Source organism: Streptomyces sp. NPDC005576 (genome assembly GCF_042871745.1).
Taxonomy (GTDB): Bacteria; Actinomycetota; Actinomycetes; order Streptomycetales; family Streptomycetaceae; genus Streptomyces.
Genome location: NZ_JBIAJC010000010.1, coordinates 322,731 through 349,730 on the forward strand (window position 1 = coordinate 322,731; position 27,000 = coordinate 349,730).

The 27,000-nt window shown below is 70.7% G+C and carries 19 protein-coding genes, 4 tRNA genes and 2 pseudogenes; 12 read left to right on the forward strand and 13 right to left on the reverse strand.

The features are described from left to right. Nucleotides 1-166 precede the first annotated feature (166 nt). On the forward strand, nt 167-1,624 hold the full coding sequence (locus ACFYPN_RS20215) for a N,N-dimethylformamidase beta subunit family domain-containing protein (RefSeq protein WP_358761775.1): 1,458 nt from the start codon (nt 167-169) through the stop codon (nt 1,622-1,624). Between the two features lie 276 nt (nt 1,625-1,900). Further along, nucleotides 1,901-2,815: a phosphoribosylaminoimidazolesuccinocarboxamide synthase gene (locus tag ACFYPN_RS20220; RefSeq protein WP_389299796.1), complete on the forward strand. Its 915-nt coding sequence runs from the start codon at nt 1,901-1,903 to the stop codon at nt 2,813-2,815. A gap of 65 nt (nt 2,816-2,880) precedes the next feature. Here the strand turns inward: ACFYPN_RS20220 and ACFYPN_RS20225 are convergent, their stop codons facing one another. Continuing rightward, the gene (locus ACFYPN_RS20225) at nt 2,881-3,567 is read right to left on the reverse strand and encodes an SDR family oxidoreductase (RefSeq protein ID WP_389299799.1); all 687 of its coding nucleotides are present in this window, start codon (nt 3,565-3,567) and stop codon (nt 2,881-2,883) included. Nucleotides 3,568-3,695: 128 nt separating this feature from the next. Here ACFYPN_RS20225 and ACFYPN_RS20230 point away from each other — a divergent pair. After that, a pseudogene (locus tag ACFYPN_RS20230) lies at nt 3,696-4,238 on the forward strand (TetR/AcrR family transcriptional regulator); the annotation flags it as partial. 242 nt (nt 4,239-4,480) lie between these two features. Here ACFYPN_RS20230 and ACFYPN_RS20235 read toward each other — a convergent pair. The 5 genes and pseudogenes from ACFYPN_RS20235 to ACFYPN_RS20255 all read right to left on the reverse strand — a co-directional run bounded on the left by ACFYPN_RS20235 (nt 4,481) and on the right by ACFYPN_RS20255 (nt 6,023). Beyond that, nucleotides 4,481-4,556: transfer RNA gene (locus ACFYPN_RS20235), tRNA-Gly, on the reverse strand. Between the two features lie 23 nt (nt 4,557-4,579). Beyond that, nucleotides 4,580-5,044, reverse strand: a pseudogene (locus tag ACFYPN_RS20240) (DNA-binding response regulator); the annotation flags it as partial. Nucleotides 5,045-5,282: 238 nt separating this feature from the next. Then, nucleotides 5,283-5,358: transfer RNA gene (locus ACFYPN_RS20245), tRNA-Gly, on the reverse strand. A 76-nt stretch (nt 5,359-5,434) separates the two neighbouring features. Continuing rightward, nucleotides 5,435-5,509 (reverse strand) — tRNA-Gly (locus ACFYPN_RS20250). Nucleotides 5,510-5,687: 178 nt separating this feature from the next. Then, complete coding sequence (locus tag ACFYPN_RS20255; protein WP_358761781.1) at nt 5,688-6,023, reverse strand: Lsr2 family protein; 336 nt, start codon at nt 6,021-6,023, stop codon at nt 5,688-5,690. A gap of 573 nt (nt 6,024-6,596) precedes the next feature. Here ACFYPN_RS20255 and purS point away from each other — a divergent pair. The 4 genes from purS to ACFYPN_RS20275 all read left to right on the forward strand — a co-directional run bounded on the left by purS (nt 6,597) and on the right by ACFYPN_RS20275 (nt 10,744). Beyond that, nucleotides 6,597-6,857, forward strand: coding sequence for a phosphoribosylformylglycinamidine synthase subunit PurS (purS, locus tag ACFYPN_RS20260; RefSeq protein ID WP_266706271.1), 261 nt, complete (start codon nt 6,597-6,599; stop codon nt 6,855-6,857). Then, nucleotides 6,854-7,534, forward strand: coding sequence for a phosphoribosylformylglycinamidine synthase subunit PurQ (purQ, locus tag ACFYPN_RS20265; protein ID WP_358761782.1), 681 nt, complete (start codon nt 6,854-6,856; stop codon nt 7,532-7,534). Before purS ends, purQ begins: the two co-directional genes overlap by 4 nt. Further along, nucleotides 7,531-9,780 (forward strand): phosphoribosylformylglycinamidine synthase subunit PurL, encoded by a 2,250-nt coding sequence (gene purL, locus ACFYPN_RS20270; RefSeq protein WP_389299804.1) that lies wholly within the window; start codon nt 7,531-7,533, stop codon nt 9,778-9,780. The genes purQ and purL overlap by 4 nt, the downstream gene beginning before the upstream one ends. Before the next feature lie 163 nt (nt 9,781-9,943). Then, entirely contained in the window at nt 9,944-10,744 is an 801-nt protein-coding gene (locus ACFYPN_RS20275; RefSeq protein ID WP_389299807.1) for a sterol carrier family protein, read from the forward strand. A 159-nt stretch (nt 10,745-10,903) separates the two neighbouring features. Here the strand turns inward: ACFYPN_RS20275 and ACFYPN_RS20280 are convergent, their stop codons facing one another. Together ACFYPN_RS20280 and ACFYPN_RS20285 are read right to left on the reverse strand one after the other, a co-directional pair. Continuing rightward, complete coding sequence (locus ACFYPN_RS20280; RefSeq protein ID WP_389299809.1) at nt 10,904-12,364, reverse strand: sulfatase; 1,461 nt, start codon at nt 12,362-12,364, stop codon at nt 10,904-10,906. A 359-nt stretch (nt 12,365-12,723) separates the two neighbouring features. Beyond that, the gene (locus ACFYPN_RS20285; RefSeq protein WP_327269069.1) at nt 12,724-12,816 is read right to left on the reverse strand and encodes a putative leader peptide; all 93 of its coding nucleotides are present in this window, start codon (nt 12,814-12,816) and stop codon (nt 12,724-12,726) included. 466 nt (nt 12,817-13,282) lie between these two features. Between ACFYPN_RS20285 and purF the strand changes: the two genes are divergently transcribed. Together purF and purM are read left to right on the forward strand one after the other, a co-directional pair. Further along, complete coding sequence (gene purF, locus ACFYPN_RS20290) at nt 13,283-14,809, forward strand: amidophosphoribosyltransferase (RefSeq protein WP_389299812.1); 1,527 nt, start codon at nt 13,283-13,285, stop codon at nt 14,807-14,809. A 57-nt stretch (nt 14,810-14,866) separates the two neighbouring features. Further along, entirely contained in the window at nt 14,867-15,940 is a 1,074-nt protein-coding gene (gene purM / locus ACFYPN_RS20295; RefSeq protein WP_358761791.1) for a phosphoribosylformylglycinamidine cyclo-ligase, read from the forward strand. Nucleotides 15,941-16,211: 271 nt separating this feature from the next. On the opposite strand, the gene ACFYPN_RS20300 is transcribed toward purM, so the two are convergent. Both ACFYPN_RS20300 and ACFYPN_RS20305 read right to left on the reverse strand, forming a co-directional pair. Continuing rightward, nucleotides 16,212-16,463 (reverse strand): DUF3073 domain-containing protein, encoded by a 252-nt coding sequence (locus ACFYPN_RS20300; RefSeq protein WP_358761793.1) that lies wholly within the window; start codon nt 16,461-16,463, stop codon nt 16,212-16,214. 371 nt (nt 16,464-16,834) lie between these two features. Next, nucleotides 16,835-17,962 (reverse strand): Leu/Phe/Val dehydrogenase, encoded by a 1,128-nt coding sequence (locus ACFYPN_RS20305; RefSeq protein ID WP_389299816.1) that lies wholly within the window; start codon nt 17,960-17,962, stop codon nt 16,835-16,837. A gap of 183 nt (nt 17,963-18,145) precedes the next feature. Between ACFYPN_RS20305 and ACFYPN_RS20310 the strand changes: the two genes are divergently transcribed. After that, on the forward strand, nt 18,146-18,991 hold the full coding sequence (locus ACFYPN_RS20310; RefSeq protein ID WP_358761797.1) for a hypothetical protein: 846 nt from the start codon (nt 18,146-18,148) through the stop codon (nt 18,989-18,991). A 963-nt stretch (nt 18,992-19,954) separates the two neighbouring features. Beyond that, entirely contained in the window at nt 19,955-20,161 is a 207-nt protein-coding gene (gene bldC / locus ACFYPN_RS20315; RefSeq protein ID WP_003949541.1) for a developmental transcriptional regulator BldC, read from the forward strand. Nucleotides 20,162-21,016: 855 nt separating this feature from the next. Here bldC and ACFYPN_RS20320 read toward each other — a convergent pair. The 3 genes from ACFYPN_RS20320 to hrpA all read right to left on the reverse strand — a co-directional run bounded on the left by ACFYPN_RS20320 (nt 21,017) and on the right by hrpA (nt 25,649). Continuing rightward, on the reverse strand, nt 21,017-21,337 hold the full coding sequence (locus ACFYPN_RS20320; protein ID WP_358761799.1) for a DUF6274 family protein: 321 nt from the start codon (nt 21,335-21,337) through the stop codon (nt 21,017-21,019). A 158-nt stretch (nt 21,338-21,495) separates the two neighbouring features. Continuing rightward, nucleotides 21,496-21,570, reverse strand: a tRNA-Asp gene (locus ACFYPN_RS20325). Between the two features lie 137 nt (nt 21,571-21,707). Then, entirely contained in the window at nt 21,708-25,649 is a 3,942-nt protein-coding gene (hrpA, locus tag ACFYPN_RS20330; protein ID WP_389299821.1) for an ATP-dependent RNA helicase HrpA, read from the reverse strand. A 526-nt stretch (nt 25,650-26,175) separates the two neighbouring features. On the opposite strand from hrpA, the gene ACFYPN_RS20335 reads away from it, so the two are divergent. Next, entirely contained in the window at nt 26,176-26,946 is a 771-nt protein-coding gene (locus ACFYPN_RS20335; RefSeq protein ID WP_358761803.1) for a DsbA family protein, read from the forward strand. Nucleotides 26,947-27,000: the final 54 nt, after the last annotated feature.

Sequence of the window (27,000 nt, forward strand, 5' to 3'; positions counted from 1 at the left end):
CGCTGGTGCGGACCCCGGTACGGGCCCAATACCCGGAAGGCTAGGTTCCGTTCACGTCAATTCACGACGAACGGTGACGAGCCGCATGCGTTATGTGATGTGCTGGGATCCGTCCTGACACAGGGCGCACCAGAGTGGTACGGGGGACGTGAGGGAGGGGCCGATCATGGGGGCGGAGCTCAGTCGCCGATGGGAGTCGGGTGCCTTCGCGCACGCCGTGAGCGATCCGTTCGGGCAGGGGCCGTTGCCCTGGTTGCGCGGGAGCGAGAACTACTTGAACGACACGGGGCAGGTCGTCCCCTGGTACGCCGATCCCGATCTGGGGCGCAGTGGGGGCGGGCCGCGTACGGCCGATGACGTGCGCCGACAGGTGAAGGGTTTCGCGTCGCCCGGGGCGGCGGCGCCCGGGGAGGCCATCGACTTCCACATCACGGTCGACCCGCCGCAGCAGTTCTACGTCGACATCTACCGCATCGGCCACTACGGCGGCGACGGCGCCCGGAAGATCACCACCAGCCCGCGCCAGTCGGGCATCGTGCAGCCCCCTCCGCTCGCCGCCGACAAGACTGTTTCCTGCCACCATTGGTGGCTCTCCTGGCGGCTCCAGATCCCGGCCCACTGGTCGGTGGGCGCCTATGTCGCCGTACTGACCACCGTCGACGGCCACCGCTCGCACGTCCCGTTCACGGTCCGGGACGACCATCCGGCCGATCTGCTGCTGCTGCTCCCGGACATCACCTGGCAGGCGTACAACCTCTACCCCGAGGACGGCCGGACGGGCGCCAGTCTCTACCACGCGTGGGACGAGAAGGGCGGTCTGCTGGGGGAGGAGGAGGCGGCGGTCACGGTCTCCTTCGACCGTCCGTACGCGGGCGCCGGGCTTCCCCTGCACGTCGGCCACGCCTACGACTTCATCCGCTGGGCCGAGCGGTACGACTACAGCCTCGCCTACGCGGACGCCCGTGACCTGCACGCCGGCCGCGTCGACCCGGGCCGCTACCGCGGCCTGGTCTTCCCCGGCCACGACGAGTACTGGTCCATCCCCATGCGGCGCACCGCGGAGCTGGCGCGGGACACCGGGACCTCGCTGGTCTTCCTCTCGGCCAACACCATGTACTGGCAGGTGTCCCTCGCCGCGTCGCCGTCCGGGGTGCCCGACCGTCTTCTCACCTGCCGCAAACGGCAGGGGCCGGGGAAGCCCGCGTTGTGGCGGGAGGTCGACAGACCGGAGCAGCAGTTGCTCGGCATCCAGTACGCGGGCCGGGTGCCCGAGCCCTCGCCGCTCATCGTGCGCAACGCCGACCACTGGCTCTGGCGGGGCACCGGGGCGGGGGAGGGCGACGAGATCGCCGGTCTGGTGGCGGGCGAGGCCGACCGGTACTACCCACGCACCGCGTTGCCGGAGCACGAGCAGCGCATCCTGCTCGCGCATTCACCGTACGAGGACCTGGAGGGCGCCCGGCGCTACCAGGAGTCCTCGCTCTACCAGGCACCTTCCGGGGCTCTCGTCTTCGCCTCCGGTACGTTCGCCTGGTCGCCGGCGCTGGACCGGCCGGGACACACCGACGAGCGCATCCAGCGCGCCACGGCCAATCTGCTGAACCGGATCTGCAAGCGCGACTGACCCTCCGCGCGGGCGACGCACGGACGATCGGCAGAGGATCCGCAACCGATCCGCAGCCGACGCGACAGCGACGCGCAGCCGATCCGCAGCCGACGCGACGGCGACGCGCAGGCCGTCCGCGGCCGACGTGCGGCCGATCCGCCGACAGCGCGCGGCGCTGCGCGGGCGTGGTCGCCGGGTGCCGGTACCCCACCGGACCGCCCCACGCGGCGAGGTGCCACCGGCATACGGGACAATCGGACCCGCGACCCTTGGATCAACCTACGCGGAGGCAGCGTGTCCGGTTTCGTAGAAAAGCCCGAGCCCGTCCAGGTGCCGGGCCTCACCCACCTGCACACCGGCAAGGTGCGTGAGCTGTACCGGAACGAGGCCGGCGATCTCGTGATGGTCGCCAGCGACCGCATCTCCGCGTACGACTGGGTGCTGCCGACCGAGATCCCCGACAAGGGCCGGGTGCTGACCGCGCTGTCGCTCTGGTGGTTCGACCAGCTCGGCGACCTGCTGCCGAACCACGTCATCTCCACCGAGGTGCCGGCCGGCGCACCCGCCGACTGGGAGGGCCGCACGACGATCTGCCGTTCGCTGCGGATGGTCCCGGTCGAGTGCGTGGCGCGCGGCTACCTGACCGGTTCCGGGCTCCTCGAGTACGACGCCTCGCGCACGGTCTGCGGCATCGGTCTTCCCGAGGGTCTCGTCGACGGTTCCGAACTGCCGGGGCCGATCTTCACCCCGGCGACGAAGGCTGCCGTGGGCGACCACGACGAGAACGTCAGCTACGAGGCGGTCGCGCACACCGTCGGCGTGGAGACGGCCGCCCTGCTGAGGCAGCTGACGCTCGAGGTGTACCGGCGGGCCCGGGACATCGCGTACGGACGCGGACTCATCCTGGCCGACACCAAGTTCGAGTTCGGCTATGCGCCCGCCGCGGAGGGCGTCGAAGAACTGGTCCTCGGGGATGAGGTGCTGACCCCGGACTCCTCGCGCTTCTGGCCGCTGGCCGAGTGGGAGCCGGGGCATGCCCAGCCCTCGTACGACAAGCAGTTCGTCCGTGACTGGCTGACCTCGCCCGCCTCGGGCTGGGACCGCAAGAGCGAGACCCCGCCGCCCGCGCTGCCGCAGGAGGTCGTGGACGCGACCCGCGCCAAGTACATCGAGGCGTACGAGCGGCTGACCGGCCTCAGCTGGAAGTAGCCCCCCCGCGGTTCCGTCCGTGATGCCGCCGCCCCCGCACGCGAGGGGCGGCGGCATCATGCTCTTCACGCGAGGGTCGGCGCGTTGGCCAGGTTCTTCTTGATGAAGCGGGTGGTGTCGTCGGCGAGGATTTCGAGTCGGCCCTCCTCGATGCCGGACAGGGCCTGCGCGGCGACGTCGGCGGGATCGGCCTTCTGGTCGGCTGCCACGCTCGCGGCCATGTCGGTGTCCATGTAGGCGACGTGCAGAGCGGAGACGACGATCCCGCGCGGCGCCAGTTCCTGCCGGACCGCGCCGGTGAGTGCCCAGGCCGCTGCCTTCGTCGCCGCGTAGGAACCCAGCTCGGCCGGGTGCAGCCACGACAGCACGGACAGGACGTTGAGCACCGCTCCGCCCCCGTTGCTCTCGATGACCGGGGCGAAGGCCCGCGTGACGGCGAGCGGCCCGAAGTAGTTCGTCTCCATCTCCCTCCGTACCGCCTCGGTGGCACCGGCGATCAGCGGCGTGGAGGTGGAGATGCCGGCGTTGTTCACCAGCAGGGTCGTGTCGGACGCCAGGGCGGCGGCGGCCCGGACCGACTCCTCGTCCGTCACGTCCAGCCGGAGCGGGACGACCCCGGGCAGGTCCACCGTCTCGGGGCGGCGGGCCGCCGCGTACACCTTCGCCCCCCGCTCGGTGAGCTGCGCGGCCAGATGCCGGCCCAGCCCCCGGTTGGCGCCCGTGACCACGGCGACCGCGTTCTTCAGTTCCATGTGCGTACTCCCGGCTCGGCGGGGCGGGGCAGTCGGTGGACCCGACCCGACCCATTTAGATTATGACCGCAATCTAAAATCGGCCATAGGATAGATGTCAACTGGCATCCAATCTCGGGAGGTGGCTGATGGGCCGCGTATCGCAGGCGCAGGCGGAGGAGAACCGCCGCCGGGTCGTGGAGACCGCCTCCCGGATGTTCCGGGAGCAGGGCACGCACGTCAGCGTCGCCGATCTCATGAGGGAGGCGGGTCTGACCCACGGGGGCTTCTACAAGCAGTTCGCGTCCAAGGAGGCGCTCGTCGACGAGGCCACCGCCCACGCCTTCGACGCCTACGACCGGCATGGACCGGGGCCCGCGCACCACGTGGAACGGGCCGATCTCGCCCGGCGGGCGCTGATCGACGACTACCTGTCGGTCGAACACCGCGACAGCCCGGCGGACGGCTGCCCCGTCGCCGCCCTCGTCACCGACATGGCGCGCGAACCGGAAAACCGCGAGGCCCGGCGCGTCTACGCGGACGGGGTGGGTGCCTTCGCCGAGAAGCTCGCCACGGAGGACCGGGACGGCCTCGCCCAACTCTCCACCCTGGTGGGCGCCCTGGTGCTGGCCCGGGCGACCGAAGGGTTCCCGCTCTCCGAGGCGATCCTCGCCGCCGCGCGCGAGGCCCTGGCCCCGACCGCGCCGACTCCACCTCCCGGAACGACCCCACCGACCGAACCGACCCCACCGATCGCGCCGACTCCACCGCCCGGAACGACCTCACCGACCGCGCCGACCGAACCGATCCCACCGACCACACCGTCAGCGGCCTGACCGGTCGGCGGAAGACCGATGGGGAGGTGGGGGTACGGCTCCGAGGGGCGGCCGGGTACGCAGAAGGCCCCGGTCCTGGGGACCGGGGCCTTCTCCTGTGGAGCGAACGACGAGGTTCGAACTCGCGACCTCAACCTTGGCAAGGTTGCGCTCTACCAGCTGAGCTACGTTCGCACTGCGCCTGAGCGCGAGGACAACTATACCCATCCCTGAGCCCGAGCGAAACGCGCTGCCGCGGGAGCTCCTCCGCGCCCCGCCCGGCGACCGCCGAGGGGAGGTGGTCAGGGACCGTCCCGGGGGGAGAGTGAGGCGCGCGCGGCGATCCACGCGGCGGGGGCGCCGTCCGCCGGGAGTTCCAGCGCCTCGGCTTTCCATGGGGGCGGCGGTGAGTCCCCGGCGGATATCGCGTCGGCCACCAACTCCGTTTCCGCGTCACGGTGTCCGCCGTGCACGATGCGGATGATCCCGGCCGTTCGGCGGGCGCTGGGCGTCGTGGGTGACGAACCCCCGCACGCCTGCCGAAAGGGCCCGCTCCGGATGGCCGGGGCGGCCGTGGTCCGTCACGATCACGGGGCGCAGCCCGGGAGTTCGGCCCGCGGGGTTGTGGCCACCCTCACACCGTCCGGGCCGGGCGGCCGGGAATCGAAGACCGGGCCATCGGGAAAGAAGACCAGGCCATCGGCAAATCGGACCATCGGGCCGGTGGGTCGGATCCATGGCGGGCGAGCCCGTCGGGCCCGGTCGCGGTTTCACGGCGGCCATCAGGAAGCCCATCCACGCGGCGGGAGCGCTCGCTCGGTTTCCCGGAAAAGACAAAGATCCACCAGGTGGAACAGCCGGAGGAACACACTCCGGGCGCACGAGAAAGACCCCGGTCGAAATCGACCGGGGTCTTTCTTCTGGAGCGGACGACCAGGTTCGAACTGGCGACCTCAACCTTGGCAAGGTTGCGCTCTACCAACTGAGCTACGTCCGCATTGCATCCGCTCGGCTTTCACCGGGCGGCGCGAGCACCACTCTACCCGATCCACCGGAGTGGTCGGAGAGTGATGTGGAGCGGGTGACAGGAATCGCACACTGCGCCTCCCCCCTGGAAGGGGGGTGTTCTACTACTGAACTACACCCGCACGCTGCTGTGGTTGGGGCCTTTCGGCCTTGCCCCTTGGCGTGATCCAGACTCTATCCGACGTCCGGGGGTGCAGCGCAAGTCGGCTCCCCCGCGGATGTCGCCGCGAGCTTCCCGCGCGGACCGGCCCGGAGGCCGGTGCTGGCCTCCGGGTTCGGTCGACGGGTCCCGCCCCGTCATCAACTCGCTTGTTCGAAGGCCTCGTAGACCTTCTTGGGGATGCGTCCCCTGGCCGGCACCGCCATCTGGTGCGAGCGCGCCCAGGCGCGGACGGCCGCCGGGTCGGGGGCGAGGGAGGTGTGGCGGTAGGAAACGGGAGTCTTGCCGTTTTTTCCAGCATTTGTCTGCTTTCGGCCGGCCGCCATGTACGGGGCCAGGGCCTTCCGCAGTCTTTTCGCGTTGACGGGATTGAGATCGATCTCGTAGGACTTCCCGTCGATGGCGAAAGTGACCGTTTCTGCCGCCTGCCCCCCGTCGATGTCGTCGGAGAGCGTGACCACTACGCGCTGCGCCACGGATATCGGTCCTTTCCTGCGGCCCCCGCGCGTCTGAGGTGCGCGGACGCCGGCCTTCCGGCTGCCTGGGGTCTTTATGGTCGGATCAGGCCGGACTCGCGGGCTGTCCGGCCCGATCCTCGGGGCCTGTATAGGAGTCCCGGCCAGGCTCGCGGCATCGTGCGGCTCCGTCTCCGGCGATGTCGTCGGTCGCGAGGCCCGCGCCATCGCTCCCTCCTCCGCCTCGGATGCGAAGCAGTACGTCGCCGCTCACTGGTCCGGCCCGGAAATCGATACAGGTCCTGGGCGTCGGTGTTCCGGTGTTCCCCGAGCCGTGATGCATTCCCTGGTAATCATTTGTACAGCGGCGGTACGGCATTGTGAAGCCCGCCCAATTGTTTCGCGTGTCCGTCCGCAATCGATCCGGCTCTTTTTCCCGGACTTTTCCCCGGAACGGTGGCGATCGATATCTTCGCGTGATCCGCAGAACCTTGTCTACCCGCGTAGAAATTTCAGCCAGGTACGCTGACAGGACCCGCGGGGGTCTGGGGAACCCCTCGGAGACCCAGCCGCACCACACCATTGGGAGTGCCAGTGGCACGCGTCGTAGTCGACGTCATGCTCAAGCCGGAGATCCTCGACCCGCAGGGACAGGCGGTGCAGCGCGCACTGCCCCGTCTCGGCTTCGAGGGAATCGCCGACGTTCGCCAGGGGAAGCGTTTCGAGCTTCAGGTCGAAGGGCCGGTCGACGACGCCGCCCTGGCCCGGATCAACGAACTCGCCGAGACCTTCCTCGCGAACACCGTCATCGAGGACTTCGTCGTGAAGGTGGAGTCCGAGGAGGCCGCGAAGTGACCGCTCGTATCGGCGTGGTCACTTTCCCCGGCACCCTCGACGACCAGGACGCGCTGCGCGCGGTCCGGGTCGCGGGGGCGGAGCCCGTACCGCTGTGGCACCGCGACAAGGACCTGCACCAGGTCGACGCGGTCGTTCTCGCGGGTGGCTTCTCCTACGGCGACTACCTGCGCGCCGGGGCCATCTCCCGTTTCTCGCCGGTGATGGAGCCGATCATCGAGCAGGCGAAGGCCGGCATGCCGGTCCTCGGTATCTGCAACGGCTTCCAGATCCTGACCGAGGCGCACCTGCTGCCCGGCGCGATGCTGCGCAACAACCACCTCCACTTCATCTGCCGCGACCAGAAGCTGCGGGTGGAGAACACGGGGACGGCCTGGACCGCGGACTACGCGGACGGCCAGGAGATCTCCGTACCGCTGAAGAACATGGACGGCCGGTACACCGCCGACGAGCGCACGCTCGACGAGCTGGAGGCCGAGGGCCGCGTCGCGTTCCGCTACGTCGACGTGAACCCCAACGGCTCGCTCCGTGACATCGCCGGCATCAGCAACGCCGCCGGCAACGTCGTCGGCCTCATGCCCCACCCCGAGCACGCGGTGGAGCCGCTGATTGGCACCGGCGGCACGGACGGCCTCGGTTTCTTCACCTCGATCATCAAGAAGCTGGTCAACGCATGAGCCTGGATACGGTCAAGCACGCGGCCGAGACCCCGGACGCCGAACAGCCCTGGAAGGAACTCGGCCTCAAGGAGGACGAGTACGCCCGGATCCGCGAGATCCTCGGCCGCCGTCCCACCGGTGCCGAGCTCGCCATGTACTCCGTGATGTGGTCCGAGCACTGCTCCTACAAGAGCAGCAAGGTCCACCTCAAGCAGTTCGGCGAGAAGGTCCCCGCCAACGACGCGATGCTCGTCGGCATCGGCGAGAACGCCGGTGTGGTCGACGTCGGCCAGGGTTACGCGGTCACCTTCAAGGTCGAGTCGCACAACCACCCGTCGTACATCGAGCCCTACCAGGGCGCGGCCACCGGCGTCGGCGGCATCGTGCGCGACATCCTCGCCATGGGTGCCCGCCCGATCGCGGTCGTCGACCCGCTGCGCTTCGGCGCGGCCGACCACCCCGACACCAAGCGCGTCCTGCCGGGTGTCGTCGCGGGCATCGGCGGCTACGGCAACTGCCTCGGCCTGCCGAACATCGGCGGCGAGGTCGTCTTCGACGCCTGTTACCAGGGCAACCCGCTCGTCAACGCCGGCTGCATCGGCGTGATGAAGCACGAGGACATCCACCTCGCCCAGGCATCCGGCCCCGGCAACAAGGTCATCCTCTACGGTGCCCGCACCGGCGGCGACGGCATCGGCGGCGTCTCGGTCCTCGCGTCCGAGACCTTCGAGTCGACCGGCCCGGCCAAGCGCCCCGCCGTCCAGGTCGGCGACCCGTTCCAGGAGAAGCTCCTCATCGAGTGCACCCTGGAGATCTTCAAGGAGAAGCTCGTCGCGGGCATCCAGGACCTCGGCGGCGCCGGGCTCTCCTGCGCCACGTCCGAGCTGGCCTCCGCCGGCTCCGGCGGCATGCGCGTCGAGCTGGACACCGTGCCGCTGCGCGACTCCTCCCTCTCGCCCGAGGAAATCCTCATGAGCGAGTCGCAGGAGCGCATGTGCGCGATCGTCGAGCCGCAGCACGTGGACCGCTTCCTGGAGATCTGCGAGAAGTGGGACGTCATCGCCACCGTCATCGGTGAGGTGACCGAGGGCTCCCAGCTGGAGATCTTCTGGCACGGCGAGCAGATCGTGGACGTTCCGCCGCGGTCCGTCGCCCACGAGGGCCCGACCTACCACCGCCCGTTCGCCCGTCCCTCCTGGCAGGACGCGCTCCAGGCCGACGACGCCGGCAAGCTCGCCCGCCCGGCGAACGGCGACGAACTGCGCGCGCAGGTGCTCCAGCTCGTCTCCTCGCCGAACCAGGCGTCGAAGACGTGGATCACGGACCAGTACGACCGGTTCGTGCAGGGCAACACCGTGCTCGCGATGCCCGAGGACGCCGGCATGGTCCGCATCGACGAGAAGACCAACCTCGGCGTGGCCATGGCGACCGACGGCAACGGCCGCTACGCGAAGCTCGACCCGTACACCGGCGCTCAGCTCGCGCTGGCGGAGTCGTACCGCAACGTCGCCGCCTCCGGCGCCAAGCCGCTCGCGATCTCGGACTGCCTGAACTTCGGTTCGCCCGAGGACCCGGACGTCATGTGGCAGTTCGCCGAGGCCACCCGTGGTCTCGCGGACGGCTGCCTGGAGCTGGGCACCCCGGTCACCGGTGGCAACGTCTCGCTCTACAACCAGACCGGTGACACCGCGATCCACCCGACGCCGGTCGTGGCCGTGCTCGGTGTGATCGACGACGTCACCCGGCGCACCCCGGTCGCGTTCGCGCAGGAGGGGCAGCTGGTCTACCTGCTCGGCGACACGCACGAGGAGTTCGGCGGTTCGGCCTGGTCCGAGGTCGTCCACCAGCACCTCGGCGGGATGCCGCCCAAGGTCGACCTGGGCCGCGAGAAGCTGCTCGGCGACATCCTGATCTCGGCCTCGCGCGACGGCATGATCGACGCCGCGCACGACCTGTCCGACGGCGGTCTCGTCCAAGCGGTCACCGAGTCCTGCCTGCGCGGCGGGAAGGGTGCCCGGCTGGTCGTCCCGGACGGTCTGGACGCGTTCACCTTCCTCTTCTCCGAGTCGGCGGGGCGCGCGATCGTCTCGGTGCCGCGCAGCGAGGAACTCCGCTTCAGCGACATGTGCGGGGCGCGGGGTCTGCCCGCCACCCGGATCGGTGTCGTGGACGGCGAGGAGATCGAGATCCAGGGCGAGTTCAGCATTCCGCTGAGCGAGCTGCGGACGGCCCACGAGGGAACCATTCCGGCGCTTCTCGCCTGACTCGCCCCTCGATCGGGCCCTCCGGGTCTCCCTCCCGAGGCACGTGTGCCGATGCCCCCGTCCGGTCCGCCGGACGGGGGCATCGCGCTCTCCGGGACCGGGCGCCTCCGGGGCGCCGGACGCCATGGGTGGGGACGCCCCTCGGAGCCGTACGCTCGATGGCATGCCGCCGACCCGCAAGCGCGCCCGCCGTTACGACCCCGACCGCACCCGCGCCGCCGTACTGGCGCAGTTCGCCCAGGTCGGCCAGGCGGTCGCCGGGCTGACCCCCGAACAACTCACGCTGCCCACCCCGCTCGGTGACTGGACCGTCCGTGAGCTGGCCGCCCATCTCGCGGCGGGTCTCTCGGCCGTCTGCCGGAACCTGGAACTGCCGGAGCCGCGCGGCGCGAAGCCGGAACTGACCCCGGCGGAATGGCCGTTCACGACGGCGGGACGGTCGGACGCCATCGACGAGGAGACCCGCGCCCTCACTGCGGCCCACCCCGATCCCGCTGCCCTGTACGAGGAGGTCGCGGCCCGCTTCGAGGCGGTGGTGGGACCGGCCCCGGCCGACCGGCTGCTGCCGACCCGGGCCGGCTCGATGCGGCTGGGCGACCACCTGGTCACCCTGACCGTCGAGCTGATCGCGCACACGGACGACCTCAACGCGGCGACCGGCCTGGCCGTCCCGTACGACCGTCAGGCCCTGGCCGCCGCCACCCGGCTGCTCGCGGACGCCCTCGCCGAACGGGCGCCCGGCGGCTCGGTGGAGGTGCGCGTCCCGCCGTTCGCCGTGGTCCAGTGCATCGGCGGGCCCCAGCACACGCGTGGTACGCCCCCCAACGTCGTGGAGACCGACCCGCTCACCTGGATCCGGCTCGCCACCGGGCGGACCGGCTGGGCCGATGAGCTGGAGGCGGCACGGATCTCGGCGAGCGGGGAGCGGGCCGATCTCACGGGGCTGCTGCCGCTGATGCGGTGATCGCTGACCGCAGATTGCTGACCGCTGACCGCTGACCGCTGACCGCTGACCGCTGACCGCTGATCGGAGGTCGCAGATAGCAGGTCGCAGGCGCTGATGGCTGGTCGTCGGTGCGGGCGTCCCGCCGCCCGCCGTCAGGAGCGGGCGGCGGGACGGGTCTCACGCCGGGTACGGCAGCAGCTCCGCGTCGGTCCGCTCCCAGAACGCCCGCAGCTCCGCCAGCAGCTCCGGCTCCTCGGCGGCCCGGTTCGCCTGCTCCCGCTGGTCCTCGCGCAGGTTGAAGAGCTGGTCACCGCCGGTCTTGCCCCGGTAGTACTTCCAGTCGCCCCGGCGCACCGCGCGCTCGCCGCGCACCCGCCAGAACAGGTCGCGCTCCGCCACCTCTTCGCCCCGCAGCAGATAGCCGCCGAGGCTGGTGCCGTCCAGCGGGTACGCCGGAGCGGGGCGGGCGCCCGCGATCTCCAGCAGCGTCGCGGTCCAGTCGGGCGAGAAGACCGGCACGTCGCTGACCTGGCCGGCGTCGATCCGGGCCGGCCAGCGCAGCAGCGCGGGCACCCGGATTCCGCCCTCCTGGAGCGAGCTCTTGTTGCCGGAGAGCGGCCACTGGTAGGAGAAGCGCTCGCCGCCGTTGTCGCTGGCGAAGAAGACGAGGGTGTCCTCCTCCTGCCCGGACTTCTTCAGCGCGTCGAGCACCTCTCCGACCGAACGGTCCAGGTCCTCGACCATCTGCTTGTACTTCTCGACCGATCCGCCGTCGTTGTGGAAGAGGGCGGCGGGATTGCCCGCCTTGATCTTCCGGACGACCTCCGCGCTCTCCTCGGTGTCGCCGTCCGCGATCCACGGCCAGTGCGGGGTGGTGAAGTTGAGGTTCAGCAGCCACGGCCTGTCGTGGTCGCGCCGGACGTACTCGCTCGCCCGCTCGGTCAGGATGCGCGTGTAGTAGCGGAGGTCCTTGTACTCGGCGTCGCCCTCGAACAGGTCGTACTCGCCGCCGAGGCCGAGCTTGGAGTAGTACTCCAGCGCACCGCCGAAGTTGCCGAAGAACTCGTCCCACCCCGACTTGGTGGGGCTGTACTCCGGCAGGTAGCCGCAGTGCCACTTGCCGATCAGCGCGGTGGCGTAGCCGGTGCCGCGCAACAGCGAGGCGAGCGTCGGATGTGTCGGCTCCAGACCCACCGACCGGTCCGCGATCGGCTCGGCGAGCCCGCCCGCGGTACGCCCCGGGTAGCGGCCGGTGTAGAGGCTGAAGCGGGTGGGCGAGCAGGTGGCGGAGCCGGAGTACGCGTCGGTGAACCGCACGCCCTGACGGCCGAGGCGGTCCAGGTTCGGCGTCCTGATGTGCGGGGCGCCGTACGAGGAGAGGTCGGCCCAGCCGAGGTCGTCGCCCAGGATGAAGAGGATGTTGGGGCGGCGGGAGTGCTTGCCGCGCGCCGCCCGGAAGGGCTTCTCCCGCGTATCGGGCTTCTGCTGAGCGGCGGCCGGGGCTGCCGACGCGGGTCCGGCCGACAGTCCCACGGCCGCGGCGGCGGCAGTCACGCCGATGGCGGCGGTGAAGGCGCGCCGCGGGACCGAGCCGGTCGGCTCGGCGGATCCGGGGTTGGGGTTCTGGGTGGAAGACATGGCGACTCCGGGCACGGGGTCCCGCAGGGCGGCCGGATGCGTGGGGGCGCACCCGGAACCTCCGTACGGGACGGGAGGGAAGCATGGGGAGGAAGGTGTGAGGACGTACGGCCACCGGGCAGCGCAGGGCCACGACCGCGGAACGCACCGGCAGGAACAGCACGCACAGCGCATGCAGCACGAACAGCCCGCGGGGAGCACGGACAGCGGCGACAGCACGTCGAGCGGGAGGGACCGCACGAGCGGTAACGGCCGGAAGGGAACGCCTCCGGCCGAGGGCCGCGGGCGTGGACCCGTAATGCGGCGCGGGCGGGCTGCGGCCGACTCGGGGCGGCCCGGTGGATCAGGAGCTCAGCGGCTCAGGAGCAGCGACAGATGGCGCTCGCCAGGCGTCCCAGATCGACGTGGCGGCGCTCCACGAGCGTGACCGAGAGATCACCGAGGGGCTGCATGGCCCTGGAGCCTGCCGCGCGGTCGTGTCCGTGTCAACGACCGTCTCGTTCCTCGGACATGCGTACCGTTATCCGGACCGCGAACGCCGCTCGGAGCGTGGGAGGGGCCGCCGGTGTCCACCCTCCGGTCCCCGCAGTGTGAGGCTCGCCACGGAACGGAGGGCCGACAAGGCCCATCCGTAACCCCCGGGCCCGCCTCACCCTGAGCGACGGGGAGGGCGGTGCGCCATGGGTCGTCGCGGCCCCCTCGTGGGCGAGGAGGGGGCCGCAGTGCTGGGCTCCGGTCGTTACGCCCCCGGGCGGTCACCGTCCGGGGGCGTAACGGTGATCACTCCCGGTGATCGACAGGATCCCCAGGAAACGGACTTCCCGCTCCGCGTCCGCGCACGTCCGGGCGGCTCCGGGCGCCGGTGCGGGGGCCGTCCCCAATTCGGACCAGTGGTCGACCTCGCCTACACTCGGTGGCGTGCCTCGTGGTGATGGACGACTCAACCACGACCTGCTCCCCGGCGAGAAGGGCCCCCAGGACGCTTGCGGCGTCTTCGGTGTCTGGGCTCCCGGCGAAGAGGTCGCCAAGCTCACCTATTTCGGACTGTATGCCCTGCAGCACCGTGGACAGGAGTCCGCGGGCATCGCAGTGAGCAACGGGTCCCAGATCCTGGTCTTCAAGGACATGGGACTGGTCTCGCAGGTCTTCGACGAAACGTCTCTGGGGTCGCTCCAGGGCCATATCGCGGTCGGTCATGCCCGCTACTCCACCACCGGTGCCTCGGTGTGGGAGAACGCGCAGCCGACGTTCCGTGCTACCGCGCACGGCTCGATCGCCCTCGGCCACAACGGCAACCTGGTCAACACGGCCCAGCTCGCGGAGATGGTCGCCGACCTGCCGCGCAAGAACGGCCGAGCCACCCAGGTCGCCGCGACCAACGACACCGACCTCGTGACCGCGCTGCTCGCCGGGCAGACCGACGACGACGGAAATCCCCTGACCATCGAGGAAGCAGCCACCAAGGTGCTTCCCCAGGTCCGCGGCGCCTTCTCGCTGGTCTTCATGGACGAACACACGCTCTACGCGGCCCGGGACCCGCAGGGCATCCGCCCACTCGTCCTCGGCCGGCTGGAGCGCGGCTGGGTCGTCGCGTCGGAGTCCGCCGCCCTCGACATCTGCGGCGCCAGCTACGTCCGCGAGATCGAGCCGGGCGAACTCGTCGCCATCGACCAGAACGGTCTGCGCACCTCCCGCTTCGCGGAAGCGAAGCCCAAGGGCTGTGTCTTCGAGTACGTCTACCTGGCCCGCCCCGACACCGACATCGCCGGGCGGAACGTCTACCTCTCCCGCGTCGAGATGGGCCGCCGCCTCGCCGCCGAGGCCCCCGTCGAGGCGGACCTGGTCATAGCGACACCGGAGTCCGGCACCCCCGCCGCGATCGGTTACGCCGAGGCCAGCGGAATCCCGTTCGGTGCCGGGCTGGTCAAGAACGCCTACGTCGGCCGGACCTTCATCCAGCCGTCGCAGACCATTCGTCAGCTGGGCATCCGGCTGAAGCTGAACCCGCTCAAGGAAGTCATCAAGGGCAAGCGCCTGGTGGTCGTGGACGACTCGATCGTCCGCGGCAACACCCAGCGCGCGCTGGTCCGGATGCTCCGCGAGGCCGGTGCCGCCGAGATCCACATCCGGATCTCGTCCCCGCCGGTCAAGTGGCCCTGCTTCTTCGGCATCGACTTCGCGACCCGCGCGGAGCTCATCGCCAACGGCATGTCGGTCGACGAGATCGCCACGTCCATGGGAGCCGACTCGCTCTCGTACATCTCGCTCGACGGGATGATCGAGGCGACGACGATCCAGAAGCCCAACCTCTGCCGCGCCTGCTTCGACGGTGAATACCCGATGGAGCTCCCGGACCCGGAGCTGCTCGGCAAGCAGCTGCTGGAGACCGAGCTGGCCGCCGGCCCCGCCGCCACCGCGGCGGCCGACGCGCTGCGTCGTCCGTGATCCGGACCGACCTGCGTTCCCACCAGCCCCGTATTCCCACACGAAAGATCCCGGGCAATGTCTGAGACAACAGGTGCTTCCTACGCTGCGGCCGGCGTCGACATCGAGGCCGGCGACCGCGCGGTCGAGCTGATGAAGCAGTGGGTGAAGAAGACGAAGCGCCCAGAGACCGAGGGTCTCGGCGGTCTCGGCGGGTTCGCCGGACTCTTCGACGCCTCTGCCCTCAAGCGCTACGAGCGCCCGCTGCTGGCCTCCGCCACCGACGGTGTCGGCACGAAGGTCGACCTGGCGCGGCAGATGGGCGTCTACGACACCATCGGTCACGACCTGGTCGGCATGGTCGTCGACGACCTCGTCGTCTGCGGCGCCGAACCGCTCTTCATGACCGACTACATCTGCGTCGGCAAGGTGCATCCCGAGCGTGTCGCGGCGATCGTGAAGGGCATCGCCGAGGGCTGCGTCCTCGCCGGCTGCTCCCTGGTCGGCGGCGAGACGGCCGAGCACCCCGGGCTCCTCGGCCCGGACGACTTCGACGTCGCCGGCGCGGGGACGGGCGTGGTCGAGGCCGACCGCCTGCTCGGTCCCGAGCGCATCCGTAAGGGTGACGCCGTCATCGCCATGGCGTCGTCCGGTCTTCACTCCAACGGGTACTCGCTCGTGCGCCACGTGGTCTTCGACCGCGCCGGCTGGACCCTGGACCGCCAGGTGGAGGAGTTCGGCCGGACCCTCGGCGAGGAGCTCCTGGAGCCCACCCGGATCTACTCGCTGGACTGCCTCGCCCTCACCCGTACGACCGAGGTGCACGGCTTCAGCCACGTCACCGGCGGCGGCCTGGCGAACAACCTCGCCCGGGTGATCCCGGCCGGGCTGCACGCCACCGTGGACCGGTCCACCTGGACGCCGGGCGCGGTGTTCGACCTGGTCGGCACGGCCGGAAAGGTCGAGCGGCTGGAGCTGGAGAAGACGCTGAACATGGGCGTCGGCATGATCGCGATCGTCCCGGCGGACTCCGTGGACGTGGCACTGACGACGCTGGCCGACCGAGGGGTCGACTCCTGGGTCGCCGGTGAGATCACCGACCGCGGCGACCACACCACCGGTGCCGAGCTGACCGGCGAGTACGCCCGCTGATCACCCGCTGATCACCTGAGGACAACCGGCCCGAGGGGCGGGGCAGGGCGACCCGATCGCCCTCCCGCCCGTCGGCGCGGGCCCGTCGGGTGACGTCCGGCAGGCATCCGGCCCACGCCCCAGGGACCTGTGCCGGACCTCCGGAGCTGCCGTACCGCCCGCCCCGAGTGGGCTCGGCGCACGGGGCTCTCCGCACTGGACCGACCGTGACCGGACAGCACAGAACCCGGTCCGGGACGGGCCCGGACCGGGTTGTTCTGTCAGCGCGAGGTCAAGCGCCGCGGCGCTGGGACGAGGGACCGGACTCCTCGTCCTCGTCCTCGTCGTCGTTGTAAAGACTTGCGTACTGTGCGTACGGGTCATCTTCCTCTTCGTCGTCCTCGAACGGCTCGGCGTTCGGTGGCTGACTCGAAGGTGATGCGCCCAGCTCATTGGCCAGACGTGACAGGTCGGTTCCGCCGCTGCTGTACTTCAGCTGGCGGGCGACCTTTGTCTGCTTGGCCTTTGCCCGGCCGCGCCCCATGGCTCGACCCCCTCGGTGACGGGGCTCGACGGCCCCAGAGTCTTGACACGCGTTCATGTTTCGGGACGGCCCCTCGGATGAGAGCCCGTGCCCGTAGAGCTTCAACGGTACCTGCTTCCGTGGCCATACGGTACGCCGCCCGCGTCTTGCGCCCCGGTGCAGGACCAATGAGGCGCTCCGTCCTCGCTGGTCAACTGCGATTTTAACCTCTTCCCGGCGTCCGACCCGCCGACCGGGGTGAGTCTTGTCTCGCCCGGACCCCGCAGGCCCCGCCGACCGGGGCGGGCGTGCTGTTCCGGTCGGCGGGAAAGTGGCGGGACGGTCGCGCCGAGGTCACCGCGAAGTCGGTGGGACGCTCGGCGGCGAATCGCTCAGGAGAGGTCAGGAGAGGGGGAGCGGCGGGCCCCTGCCATCCTCAGCTCGGCGATCCGGTCCGCCGCAGCGGCCGGCGGAATCCCATCCGCCTTCGCACGTGCGAACAACTCCAGCGTGGTGTCGAAGATCTTCGCCGTCTTCGCCCTGGCCCGCTCGAAGTCGAAACCGTGCAGTTCGTCGGCGACCTGGATCACGCCGCCGGCATTCACCACGTAGTCCGGGGCGTAGAGGATCGCGCGGTCCGCGAGGTCCTTCTCCACCCCCGGGTGCGCGAGCTGGTTGTTGGCCGCACCGCACACCACCTTCGCCGTGAGCACGGGCACGGTGGTGTCGTCCAGCGCGCCGCCGAGCGCGCACGGGGCGTAGATGTCGAGCCCCTCGGTGCGGATCAACGCGTCGGTGTCCGCCGCGACGGTGACCTCCGGGTGGGCGTCGGTGATCCGGCGCACCGACTCCTCGCGCACGTCCGTGACCACGACGTCGGCTCCGTCCTCCAGGAGGTGGCCGACCAGATGCCGGCCGACCTTGCCGACGCCCGCGATGCCGACCTTCCGGCCGCGCAGGGTCGGATCACCCCACAGGTGCTGGGCCGAGGCCCGCATCCCCTGGAAGACGCCGAACGCGGTGAGCACGGACGAGTCGCCGGCGCCGCCGTTCTCCGGGGAACGCCCGGTGGTCCAGCGGCACTCGCGGGCGACGACGTCCATGTCCTCCACGTACGTGCCGACGTCGCAGGCCGTGACGTACCGGCCGCCGAGCGAGGCCACGAACCGGCCGTAGGCGAGCAGGAGTTCCTCGGTCTTCACGAGGTCCGGGTCGCCGATGACCACGGCCTTCCCGCCGCCGTGGTCGAGCCCGGCCATGGCGTTCTTGTACGACATCCCGCGGGCGAGGTTCAGCGCGTCGGCGACGGCGTCCGCCTCGGTGGCGTACGCATGGAAGCGGGTGCCGCCGAGGGCGGGGCCCAGGGCGGTGGAGTGGAGGGCGATGACGGCCTTGAGGCCGGTGGCCCGGTCCTGGCAGATGACGACCTGCTCGTGGCCTCCCTGGTCCGAGTGGAACAGGGTGCGCAGCACGTCGGCGGGTGCGGCGGGTGCGAGAGGTACGCCGGTCACATCGGTCACGGTGGTGACTCCCAAGTACGAAGCGGCGGAAGGGGACTTCTGAGGGTGGGAAGACCCCGGCGGACCGGCGGGGCCGGCCCGTGCGGGTCCGAGCCTACGACCCTTGCGCGCTTCCCCCGCGCGGATCGCCTCTTCGCCGTCGATCACCCCCTGAGGGAGTACCGGCGTGACACGATCAGCTCCATGCCCGTGGTGTCTTCAGTGCTCGTCCCTTACACGTCCTATCTGCGGGTGTACGAGCCCCTCGCCGCTTTCCCGGAGGCCGAGCGCGCGCACTGGGCGCGCTACGCGCAACGTGCCGAATTCCCCACGGCCCAGGACGAACTGCGCCGTTCGCTGGCGGACTTGGTGCCCACCCCACCGGTCGGGGTGAGCCCCCACGAGAGCGCGGACGCCTTCGTCGCGGAGATCGGCGGGGTGGTCTGCGTCTGCCCGTGGCGGACCCGGCTGCGCGGATGGCTGGCGCTGGAGGAACTCGATGGTCTGTTTCCGGCCAATGTGCTGGACGCGGTACTGCCTCCGGTGGTCCGTGACCAGCAGGCCGCCGACCACGAGCGGTGGCAGCGCCGGAACCCGGACGCGCGGCCCTGGATCAGGACGGCGGTGTGGCACGTGCCGGTCCGCTGGTTCGTGCTCTTCGCCGACGAGGAGCGGGAGTACGGGGCGCCGGACGGCGCGGGCGGACCCGCCTCGCTGCGGTACCGGACGCCCATGGTGGAGGCGCGTCGCCGGCTGGCGCGCGGGTTGCGGACCCTGCGGGAGAGCGTGGACGACGGCCCGTTGGCGGAGGGACTGGTCGATGTGGGCCGCTGGCTCGAGGAGTTCCACCCCCGGTCGCTGGTCGAGCTGGACTACGGGGGTCTGGTGCACGCCGTGCCGGCCGAGCGGCTCGCCGAGGACCGGTCGGCGGCGGACGTGGCCGAGGGCCTCGGGGCGCTGCGCGAAGGCGACAACGACCGCGCGGCGGTGGCGTACGGCCGGGTCGCGGAGCGCTGGCGTGCGGTGCGGGACCTCCGGTTCGCCAACTGACCGCGCGGTGCCTCCGCTCGCGCTGTCGGGGGGCCCCGTGCGGGAGCGCGGGGGCTGCGAGCGGTGTGCGGCCGCGACTTCGTGAAGTGAACGGTGAAAGGGCTGTCCGGCGTCAACATGTGTCGGCACACCACACCACCTATGGATGCGAATCGGAACACGACGGCATGAAAGGTCCGAATCGGGGCAACATTGGGCCGAGGCGGTCGCATGCATCTCAATCGGCCGGAATCGCGCCAAGGTGCACCAACTGCCTCCTTCGCCAGGAAGGCGGGCCCGGGTGCCCGGCCGTGACCGGGAGGGGAGTTGAGGAAGTCGATGATCGCCGACGGGATGCGCGAGCACGCACGTGAACCCACGGGACGTGTCGAGGGGGCCCCGGCCGGGGCGTGATCCGGTGAGCGTTCGCCGCGGGGCCGGGGCGGTCCGGGCGGAGCCGGCGTCCGGCTGACGGCACGTCCGACGTGTCCTCTGGGGTGAAAGGGGCGTGAGGGGCGGGAGACTACGCCCAGCGCCCTAGGTCTTACGTCCTGAACCGGTCCATTGGCCGCAAGCGTGACGGACGGCACTTACGCCACCCTTGCGTCGATCCCCACCCCTCGTGCCAAAATAGGACAAGGAGTCCGGGGAGGACTCTGTCCGTCCAACTATGGGCGGATTGCTCTGCATTGCACGCTATGGGGGGTCTGGTGACTCCTGATCGCTCTGTGACTGATCGTTACTGACGCGTGACTGTCCGCTATGGCATGGTCCATCGGCTTCCGTCGCTGATGAACACCTGGGAGGGCAATTCCATCGGTTTGGCCGACGCGGCTGGACGGATGGTGTAGTTGTAGTGCCGAGGACAAGCCGTTCGTCCTATAACCGACTCGGTCCCCGTTCGCCATTTCGGGCAACGAGGGCCAAGGTGCAGAATTTAGAGGAAAGAACCGAGATGGTTCGGTTCTCCCGAGGAGGCCGCTCATGACCGCTCGCACCCCTGATGCCGAGCCGCTGCTGACCCCGGCTGAGGTTGCCACGATGTTCCGCGTGGACCCGAAGACGGTCACCCGTTGGGCCAAGGCTGGCAAGCTCACGTCCATCCGCACGCTCGGTGGACATCGCCGGTACCGCGAGGCAGAGGTCCGCGCACTGCTTGCGGGTATTCCGCAGCAGCGCAGCGAGGCCTGAAACACCCCTGTCGCCGCATCACGACCGGGCAGCTGACGGCCCCCCAACCGCAGCCGCTCACCCATAGCTCCATACGACGGGCGCCCGCCCCAACGGGCGTCATACCTGTGCGATGCGGGTACGTCGTCAAGATCGCGCTGGACTCCGCCGGGTCCAGCGCGATCTTTTTTATGCCCGGAAGTGCCCCGTGGTGCCCGGCGAGGCCCCCGGGCGTGCCTTCGGGGGCAACGGGGCTGCGGCGGCCCTCTCCAGAGGCATGTGCGGCCGTCTTGGCGGACCGGCACATGCGGTCGGCATGTGCGCCCGGCGCCCGGCCGCGATGCCCTCCGGCCGCCTCCCCGCTTTCTCCCTACGGCCGCCCTCCCCGCAGCCCGCGTCGCTCTCCCGGCCGATGCGCGGGGGGAGTGTGAGCAGGTGTGGGGTTCTCTGTGCGACCCGGTGAAGGAGTCTGTCCGGAGGCGGGGGAGCTACCCGTACGGGCCGGGAGAAACCGGAGGGATGGATTCCACAGAACCCCCGAAGAGGAGTGCAATTGCACATATTAAATTCGACAGTTGTAGGAGGAGGGTAAAGTTGCCCTGTCCAAAAACTGGTTCGGTGACTCCCGTCACACTGCCCACTGCTTGCCAACGTCCAGCCTGCCACTACCGGAACGCGGGAAACGTCGCCGATGGTCGTGGGGCACGGGGACTTTCGCCCTTCGTCCGGGTGACCCCCGCATCTCCCCCGCACTTCTCTCGGAGCCCGGAAAGGGCGCGGGTGGGGGGTGGGGGTGCGGGCGAGGCCGCGGAGGGCCCCGAGGGGCGGGGGCGCAGAGGGCGGACGCGATGCCCGCGCGGCCCTCGGAGAGTGCTCTCACGGGCCCTGCGGCGGTGGTTTCAGGCCCCCGGAGCCCCTCCGGGTGTCGTCGGGGCTCCTGCGGCCGGAAGCGGCCTCCGGGACCGACGACGGGGCGACCACGGGGGCGACCACGGGCGCGCCCGTCGGGTCGTGGGTCGAGGTGCCGGCCGGCCCGGTGGCGGCCGGCGGCCCGGGAGCGGGCGCCGGGGTCATCGCGAGCCGCAGCAGACGGTGGCAGACGGTGCAGTGGCGGGTGGGGTGGACCCGTCCCCCGGTCGCCGCCAGGTGGGCGCGCAGCAGAGCCCTGACCTCGTGTCTCGCCGCGGATGTACGCACGGTCGCCTCCCGGAAGCCGGACGCGCCGGGCGAAGGGAACGGCATGGCCCGTTCGTTCCCGGCGCGTGCGCTCCCACAGGTACGCCCCGCCCACCGCGCCGTCAAGGGAGCGGAACGCGCGAAGGCCCGGATCGACTCGATCCGGGCCTTCTTCACTGCGGTCCTGACGGGATTTGAACCCGCGGCCTCCACCTTGACAGGGTGGCGAGCACTCCAAGCTGCTCCACAGGACCTTGCTGTTGTTCTCCGCTTCCGTACTCTCGTCCGGCTGCGAAACAGGACTGTACAGGAGGTCGGCGGGCCAGGTCGAATTCACCCCGAGTCACGGCCCGCTCACACCCCGGTGAGGGGTGTGAGCAGGCCCGATTCCCTACGGCGCGGCGGCGTCGATCGCCTTCACGATGCGCTTGTCCGACACCGGGAAGGCGGTCCCCAGAGCGTGCGCGAAGTAGCTGACCCGCAGCTCCTCGATCATCCAGCGGATGTCCAGGACCTCCTGGGGCACCGGGCGCCCCTGCGGCAGCTGTTCCAGCAGCCAGGCGTACTCGTCCTGCATCTCGTGCACCTTCTCCATGCGCGTGGTGTCGCGCTGGACGGAGGTCGGCATCTGCTGGAGCCGGCGGTCGGCGGCGACGAGGTAGCGCATCAGGTCGGGCAGCCTGCGCAGCCCGGTCGCGGTGACGAACCCGGCCGGCACGAGGCGCGCCAGCTGGTCCCGTACGTCCGCGACGTTCTTCACCAGCGTCAGGCTGTTCGTGGCCTTCAGGCGGCGCTCGCAGGCCTGCCAGGCGGCCAGGATCTGCTGGACCTGGCCGACCGTGCGGACCGTGAGGTCCACCAGGTCGGCGCGGACCTTGTCGTACAGGGTCTTGAAGGCCGCCTCGTCCCAGGCGGGACCACCGTGGGCGGCGATCAGGCGGTCGGCGGCGGCGGTGGCGCAGTCCTCGAAGAGGGCCTGCACGGAGCCGTGCGGATTGCGCGACAGGGCCAGCTTCTGCTGGTTGGTGAGCTTGTCCGAGGCGAACTTCGCCGGGTTCACCGGGATGTTCAGCAGGATGAGCCTGCGGGTGCCCCGCCACATCGCCTGCTGCTGCTCGGCCTCGGTGTCGAAGAGCCGGACCGCCACCGTCTCGCCCTGGTCCACCAACGCCGGGTACGCCTTGACCGGTTGCCCGGCCCGCCGGGTCTCGAAGACGCGCTCCAGCGTGCCGATGGTCCAGCCGGTGAGGCCCGAACGCTCGATGGAGACGCCCGAGGGCCCCGCGGTGGCCGCGGCGGCCTGGGAGAGCGCCTGACGGGCCTTGGGGCGCAACCGGAGCTTCAGTGCCTCCAGGTCCTTGTCCTCGGCGACCTTGCGCCGCCGCTCGTCGATGATCCGGAAGGTGATCTTCAGGTGCTCCGGTACGCGCCCCAGGTCGAAGTCGTCCGCGGTGACCGGCACCCCCACCATCCGCTGGAGTTCCCGGGCGAGCGTGGTGGGCAGCGGCTCCTGGAGCGGGACGGCCCGGTCGAGGAACTTGTCGGCATAGTTCGGGGCCGGTACGTAGTGGCGGCGGATCGGTTTGGGCAGCGAGCGGATCAGCTCGGTGACGACCTCCTCGCGGAGGCCCGGGATCTGCCAGTCGAACCCCTCCGAGGTGACCTGGTTGAGCACCTGGAGCGGGATGTGGACGGTCACGCCGTCCGCGTCCGCACCGGGCTCGAACTGGTACGTCACCCTGAACTTGAGCTTCCCCTGCCGCCAGGAGTCCGGGTAGTCGTCCTTGGTGACGGCCCCGGCCTTCTCGTTGATGAGCATGGAGCGCTCGAAGTCCAGGGCATCCGGCTCGTCGCGTCGCTTGTGCTTCCACCACGAGTCGAAGTGCGCGCCCGAGACGACGTGCTCGGGGATGCGCTGGTCGTAGAAGTCGAAGAGCGTCTCGTCGTCCACGAGGATGTCGCGGCGCCGGGCGCGGTGCTCCAACTCCTCCACCTCGCCGAGGAGTTTGCGGTTGTCGTGGAAGAACTGGTGGTGGGTCCGCCAGTCCCCCTCCACCAGGGCGTTCCGGATGAAGAGGTCCCGGGACGCCTCCTGGTCGATACGGCCGAAATTGATCTTGCGCTGGGCGATGATCGGCACCCCGTAGAGGGTCACCCGCTCGTACGCCATCACCGCCGCCTGGTCCTTCTCCCAGTGCGGCTCGCTGTAGGTGTGCTTCAGCAGGTGCTGGGCGACGGGCTCGATCCACTCCGGCTCGATCCTCGCGTTCACGCGGGCCCAGAGCCGGGAGGTCTCCACCAGCTCGGCCGACATCACGAACCGGGGCTGCTTCTTGAAGAGCGAGGAGCCCGGGAAGATCGCGAACTTGGCGCTGCGTGCGCCCAGGTACTCGTTCTTCTCGGTGTCCTTGAGGCCGATGTGGGAGAGCAGGCCGGCCAGCAGGGAGGTGTGCACCGCCTGCTCCGGAATGCCCCCACCTGCCGTGGGCTCCTCGACCTTGATGTCCATCTGCCGTGCGACGGTGCGCAGTTGGGAGTAGATGTCCTGCCACTCGCGGATGCGCAGGAAGTTGAGGTACTCCTGCTTGCACATCCGGCGGAAACTGGAGGAACCGCGCTCGCGCTGCTGCTCGCGGACGTACTCCCAGAGCTTCAGGTACGCCAGGAAGTCGGAGGTCTCCTCCTTGAACCGGGCGTGCTGCTGATCGGCCTGCGTCTGCTTGTCCGAGGGACGCTCGCGCGGGTCCTGGATGGAGAGGGCGGCGGCGATGACCATGACCTCGCGGGCACAGCCGTTGCGGTCCGCCTCGATGACCATACGGGCGAGCCGCGGGTCCACCGGGAGCTGCGAGAGCTTGCGGCCGAGCGGGGTGAGCCGCTTGCGCGCGTCCTTCTCCTCGGGATCGAGCGCGCCCAGCTCCTGCAACAGCTGCACACCGTCGCGGATGTTGCGGTGGTCCGGCGGGTCGATGAAGGGGAACTTCTCGATCTCGCCGAGCCCGGCCGCGGTCATCTGGAGGATGACGGAGGCGAGGTTGGTCCGCAGGATCTCGGCGTCGGTGAATTCCGGCCGCGTGAGGAAGTCGTCCTCGGAGTAGAGCCGGATGCAGATGCCGTCCGAGGTACGGCCGCAGCGGCCCTTGCGCTGGTTGGCGCTGGCCTGCGAGATCGCCTCGATCGGCAGCCGCTGCACCTTGGTGCGGTGGCTGTAGCGGGAGATGCGGGCGGTTCCCGGGTCGATCACGTACTTGATGCCGGGGACGGTCAGCGAGGTCTCGGCGACGTTGGTCGCGAGGACGATGCGCCGGGTGATGCCGCTGGGCGTCCGCTGGAACACCCGGTGCTGCTCGGCGTGCGAGAGGCGCGCGTAGAGGGGGAGCACCTCGGTGTGGCGGAGGTTCCGCTTGCCGAGCGCGTCGGCCGTGTCGCGGATCTCCCGCTCGCCGGAGAGGAAGACCAGCACGTCGCCGGGGCCGGCCGACTGGAGCTCTTCCACCGCCTCGCAGATCGCGGTGATCTGGTCGCGGTCGGCGTCCTCGCCGCCCTCTTCGAGGAGCGGGCGGTAGCGGACCTCCACCGGGTAGGTGCGCCCGCTGACCTCGACGATCGGGGCGTCCCCGAAGTGCCGGGCGAACCGCTCCGGGTCGATGGTCGCCGAGGTGACGACGACCTTCAGGTCCGGACGCTTCGGCAGCAGCCGGGCCAGGTAGCCGAGGAGGAAGTCGATGTTCAGCGACCGCTCGTGCGCCTCGTCGATGATGATCGTGTCGTACGCGAGCAGCTCACGGTCGGTCTGGATCTCGGCCAGCAGGATGCCGTCCGTCATCAGCTTCACGAAGGTCGATCCAGGGTTCACCTGGTCGGTGAAGCGGACCTTCCAGCCGACGGCCTCGCCGAGCGGGGTGTCCAGCTCCTCCGCGACACGCTCCGCGACCGTGCGGGCCGCGATCCGGCGGGGCTGGGTGTGCCCGATCATGCCGCGCACCCCACGCCCCAGCTCCATGCAGATCTTCGGGATCTGGGTGGTCTTGCCGGAGCCGGTCTCGCCCGCGACGATCACGACCTGGTGGTCGCGTATCGCCTCCAGGATCACGTCCTTCTTCTGGCTGACCGGGAGCTGTTCGGGGTACGACACGGTGGGCAGCCGGGAGGCGCGCGCGGCGAGCCGTTCGGCGGCCTTGCCCGCTTCGGCCGCGATCTCGTCCACGACGGACTGACGGGCCTCGGGCTTGCGGATGCGACGCGCCCCTTCGAGACGCCGGCCGAGCCGGTGCGCGTCACGGAGCGAGAGCTGTCCGAGCTGGGACTGGAGATCAGCGAAGGAAGTAGACATACGGATCCCAGGATCTCACCCGCGCCCGAGGAGTGGCGAACCGATTTCACACCGGCCGTCCAGCGGCGGGCCGGGCTCCCTGTGCCGGCACCCCCGTGCGGGCCGGACAGGGCCCGCGGCGCGGGCCGCGCCCCGGCGCCGGGTGCGCCCGCCCGGACGGGTTCGGGCACGTACCATTTCCGGCAAGTCGCCCGATGTGAGGCCGTCCGGGAAGGGGCCCGCGCCGTGTCCCGTACGACCTGCCCGGTGAGCCGCCCGACCCGCCCCACGGGGGCCCGTACGGCGGAGGCCGGTGGCGCGGTGGGCCGTGCCGTCTGGGCCCGTACGGCTGAGGGCCGTGCCGCCGGGGTTCGTGCCGCCGGCGTTCGTGCCGCCCGGTTCTGTACCGCCGGTGCTCGTACCGCCGGGGCGTCGCGTCCCGGCGCCCGGATAGCCGCGGCCGGCCGCGCCCTCTGAGCCCCGCCGCCGCGCCCGGTCACCTCTCTTCCCGCCGCCCCGCATCCGTACGACGCTCCCGGAGTGCCGCATGCCCCTGCCCCAGAAGAGCCGGTCGAAGAAGCCCCTGCTGTACGGCTCCGCCGTCGTCCTCGCCGCCGCCCTGCTCGGTTACGCCTCCTACCGGGCCACCGCCCCCGGCCCGTCCCCCGCAGCGGCCGGCGAGTCGGCCCGGCCCGACGCGGGGGAGTACTCCGAGACGGCGAAGCTCGCCCGCCGTGAACCGGGCGACCCGCTGGCCCTCGGCCGTACGGACGCGCTCGTCGTCCTCGTCGAGTACGGCGACTTCCAGTGCGGCTACTGCGGCACCTTCGCCCGGGACACCGAACCCGACCTGATCGACGCCTACGTGGCCGACGGCACCCTGCGCATCGAGTGGCGCAACTTCCCGATCGCGGGGAAGGAGTCGGAGGCCGCCGCCCGCGCCGCCTGGGCCGCGGGCCGCCAGAAGCGTTTCTGGGAGTTCTACCGGGCCGCCTACGCCGAGGGAGCCAAGGAGAAGGGGTTCGGCCCCGCACGCCTCACCGCTCTCGCCAAGGAGGCGGGGGTGGCGGACCTGGACCGGTTCCGCGCCGACCTGGACGGCGCCCCGGCGGCCGAGGCGGTCAGCAGGGACCAGGCCGAGGCGTACGGGCTCGGCGCCTCCTCCACCCCGTCCTTCCTCGTCAACGGCCGCCCGTTGGCGGGCGCCCAGCCCGACGCGACCTTCACGGCGGCCATCGAGGAGGCCGCCGAGGTGGCCCGTACCGGCAGCGCCGCCCCGACCGAGAGCGTCGGCCAGGCGGGGAACCAGGCCCGGTGACGCCGGCCGCGGGAGTGCCCCCGGCACGGCCCCCGGGACGTTCGCCGCAGCGCC

Excerpts from the sequence above, each read along its gene's own strand:
- ACFYPN_RS20215 (WP_358761775.1), top strand. The coding sequence starts at position 167 with ATGGGGGCGGAGCTCAGTCGCCGATGGGAGTCGGGTGCCTTCGCGCAC.
- ACFYPN_RS20225 (WP_389299799.1), bottom strand. The coding sequence starts at position 3,567 with ATGGAACTGAAGAACGCGGTCGCCGTGGTCACGGGCGCCAACCGGGGG.
- purL (WP_389299804.1), top strand. The coding sequence starts at position 7,531 with ATGAGCCTGGATACGGTCAAGCACGCGGCCGAGACCCCGGACGCCGAA.
- ACFYPN_RS20275 (WP_389299807.1), top strand. The coding sequence starts at position 9,944 with ATGCCGCCGACCCGCAAGCGCGCCCGCCGTTACGACCCCGACCGCACC.
- ACFYPN_RS20280 (WP_389299809.1), bottom strand. The coding sequence starts at position 12,364 with ATGTCTTCCACCCAGAACCCCAACCCCGGATCCGCCGAGCCGACCGGC.
- ACFYPN_RS20285 (WP_327269069.1), bottom strand. The coding sequence starts at position 12,816 with ATGCAGCCCCTCGGTGATCTCTCGGTCACGCTCGTGGAGCGCCGCCAC.
- purM (WP_358761791.1), top strand. The coding sequence starts at position 14,867 with ATGTCTGAGACAACAGGTGCTTCCTACGCTGCGGCCGGCGTCGACATC.
- ACFYPN_RS20300 (WP_358761793.1), bottom strand. The coding sequence starts at position 16,463 with ATGGGGCGCGGCCGGGCAAAGGCCAAGCAGACAAAGGTCGCCCGCCAG.
- ACFYPN_RS20310 (WP_358761797.1), top strand. The coding sequence starts at position 18,146 with ATGCCCGTGGTGTCTTCAGTGCTCGTCCCTTACACGTCCTATCTGCGG.
- bldC (WP_003949541.1), top strand. The coding sequence starts at position 19,955 with ATGACCGCTCGCACCCCTGATGCCGAGCCGCTGCTGACCCCGGCTGAG.
- hrpA (WP_389299821.1), bottom strand. The coding sequence starts at position 25,649 with ATGTCTACTTCCTTCGCTGATCTCCAGTCCCAGCTCGGACAGCTCTCG.
- ACFYPN_RS20335 (WP_358761803.1), top strand. The coding sequence starts at position 26,176 with ATGCCCCTGCCCCAGAAGAGCCGGTCGAAGAAGCCCCTGCTGTACGGC.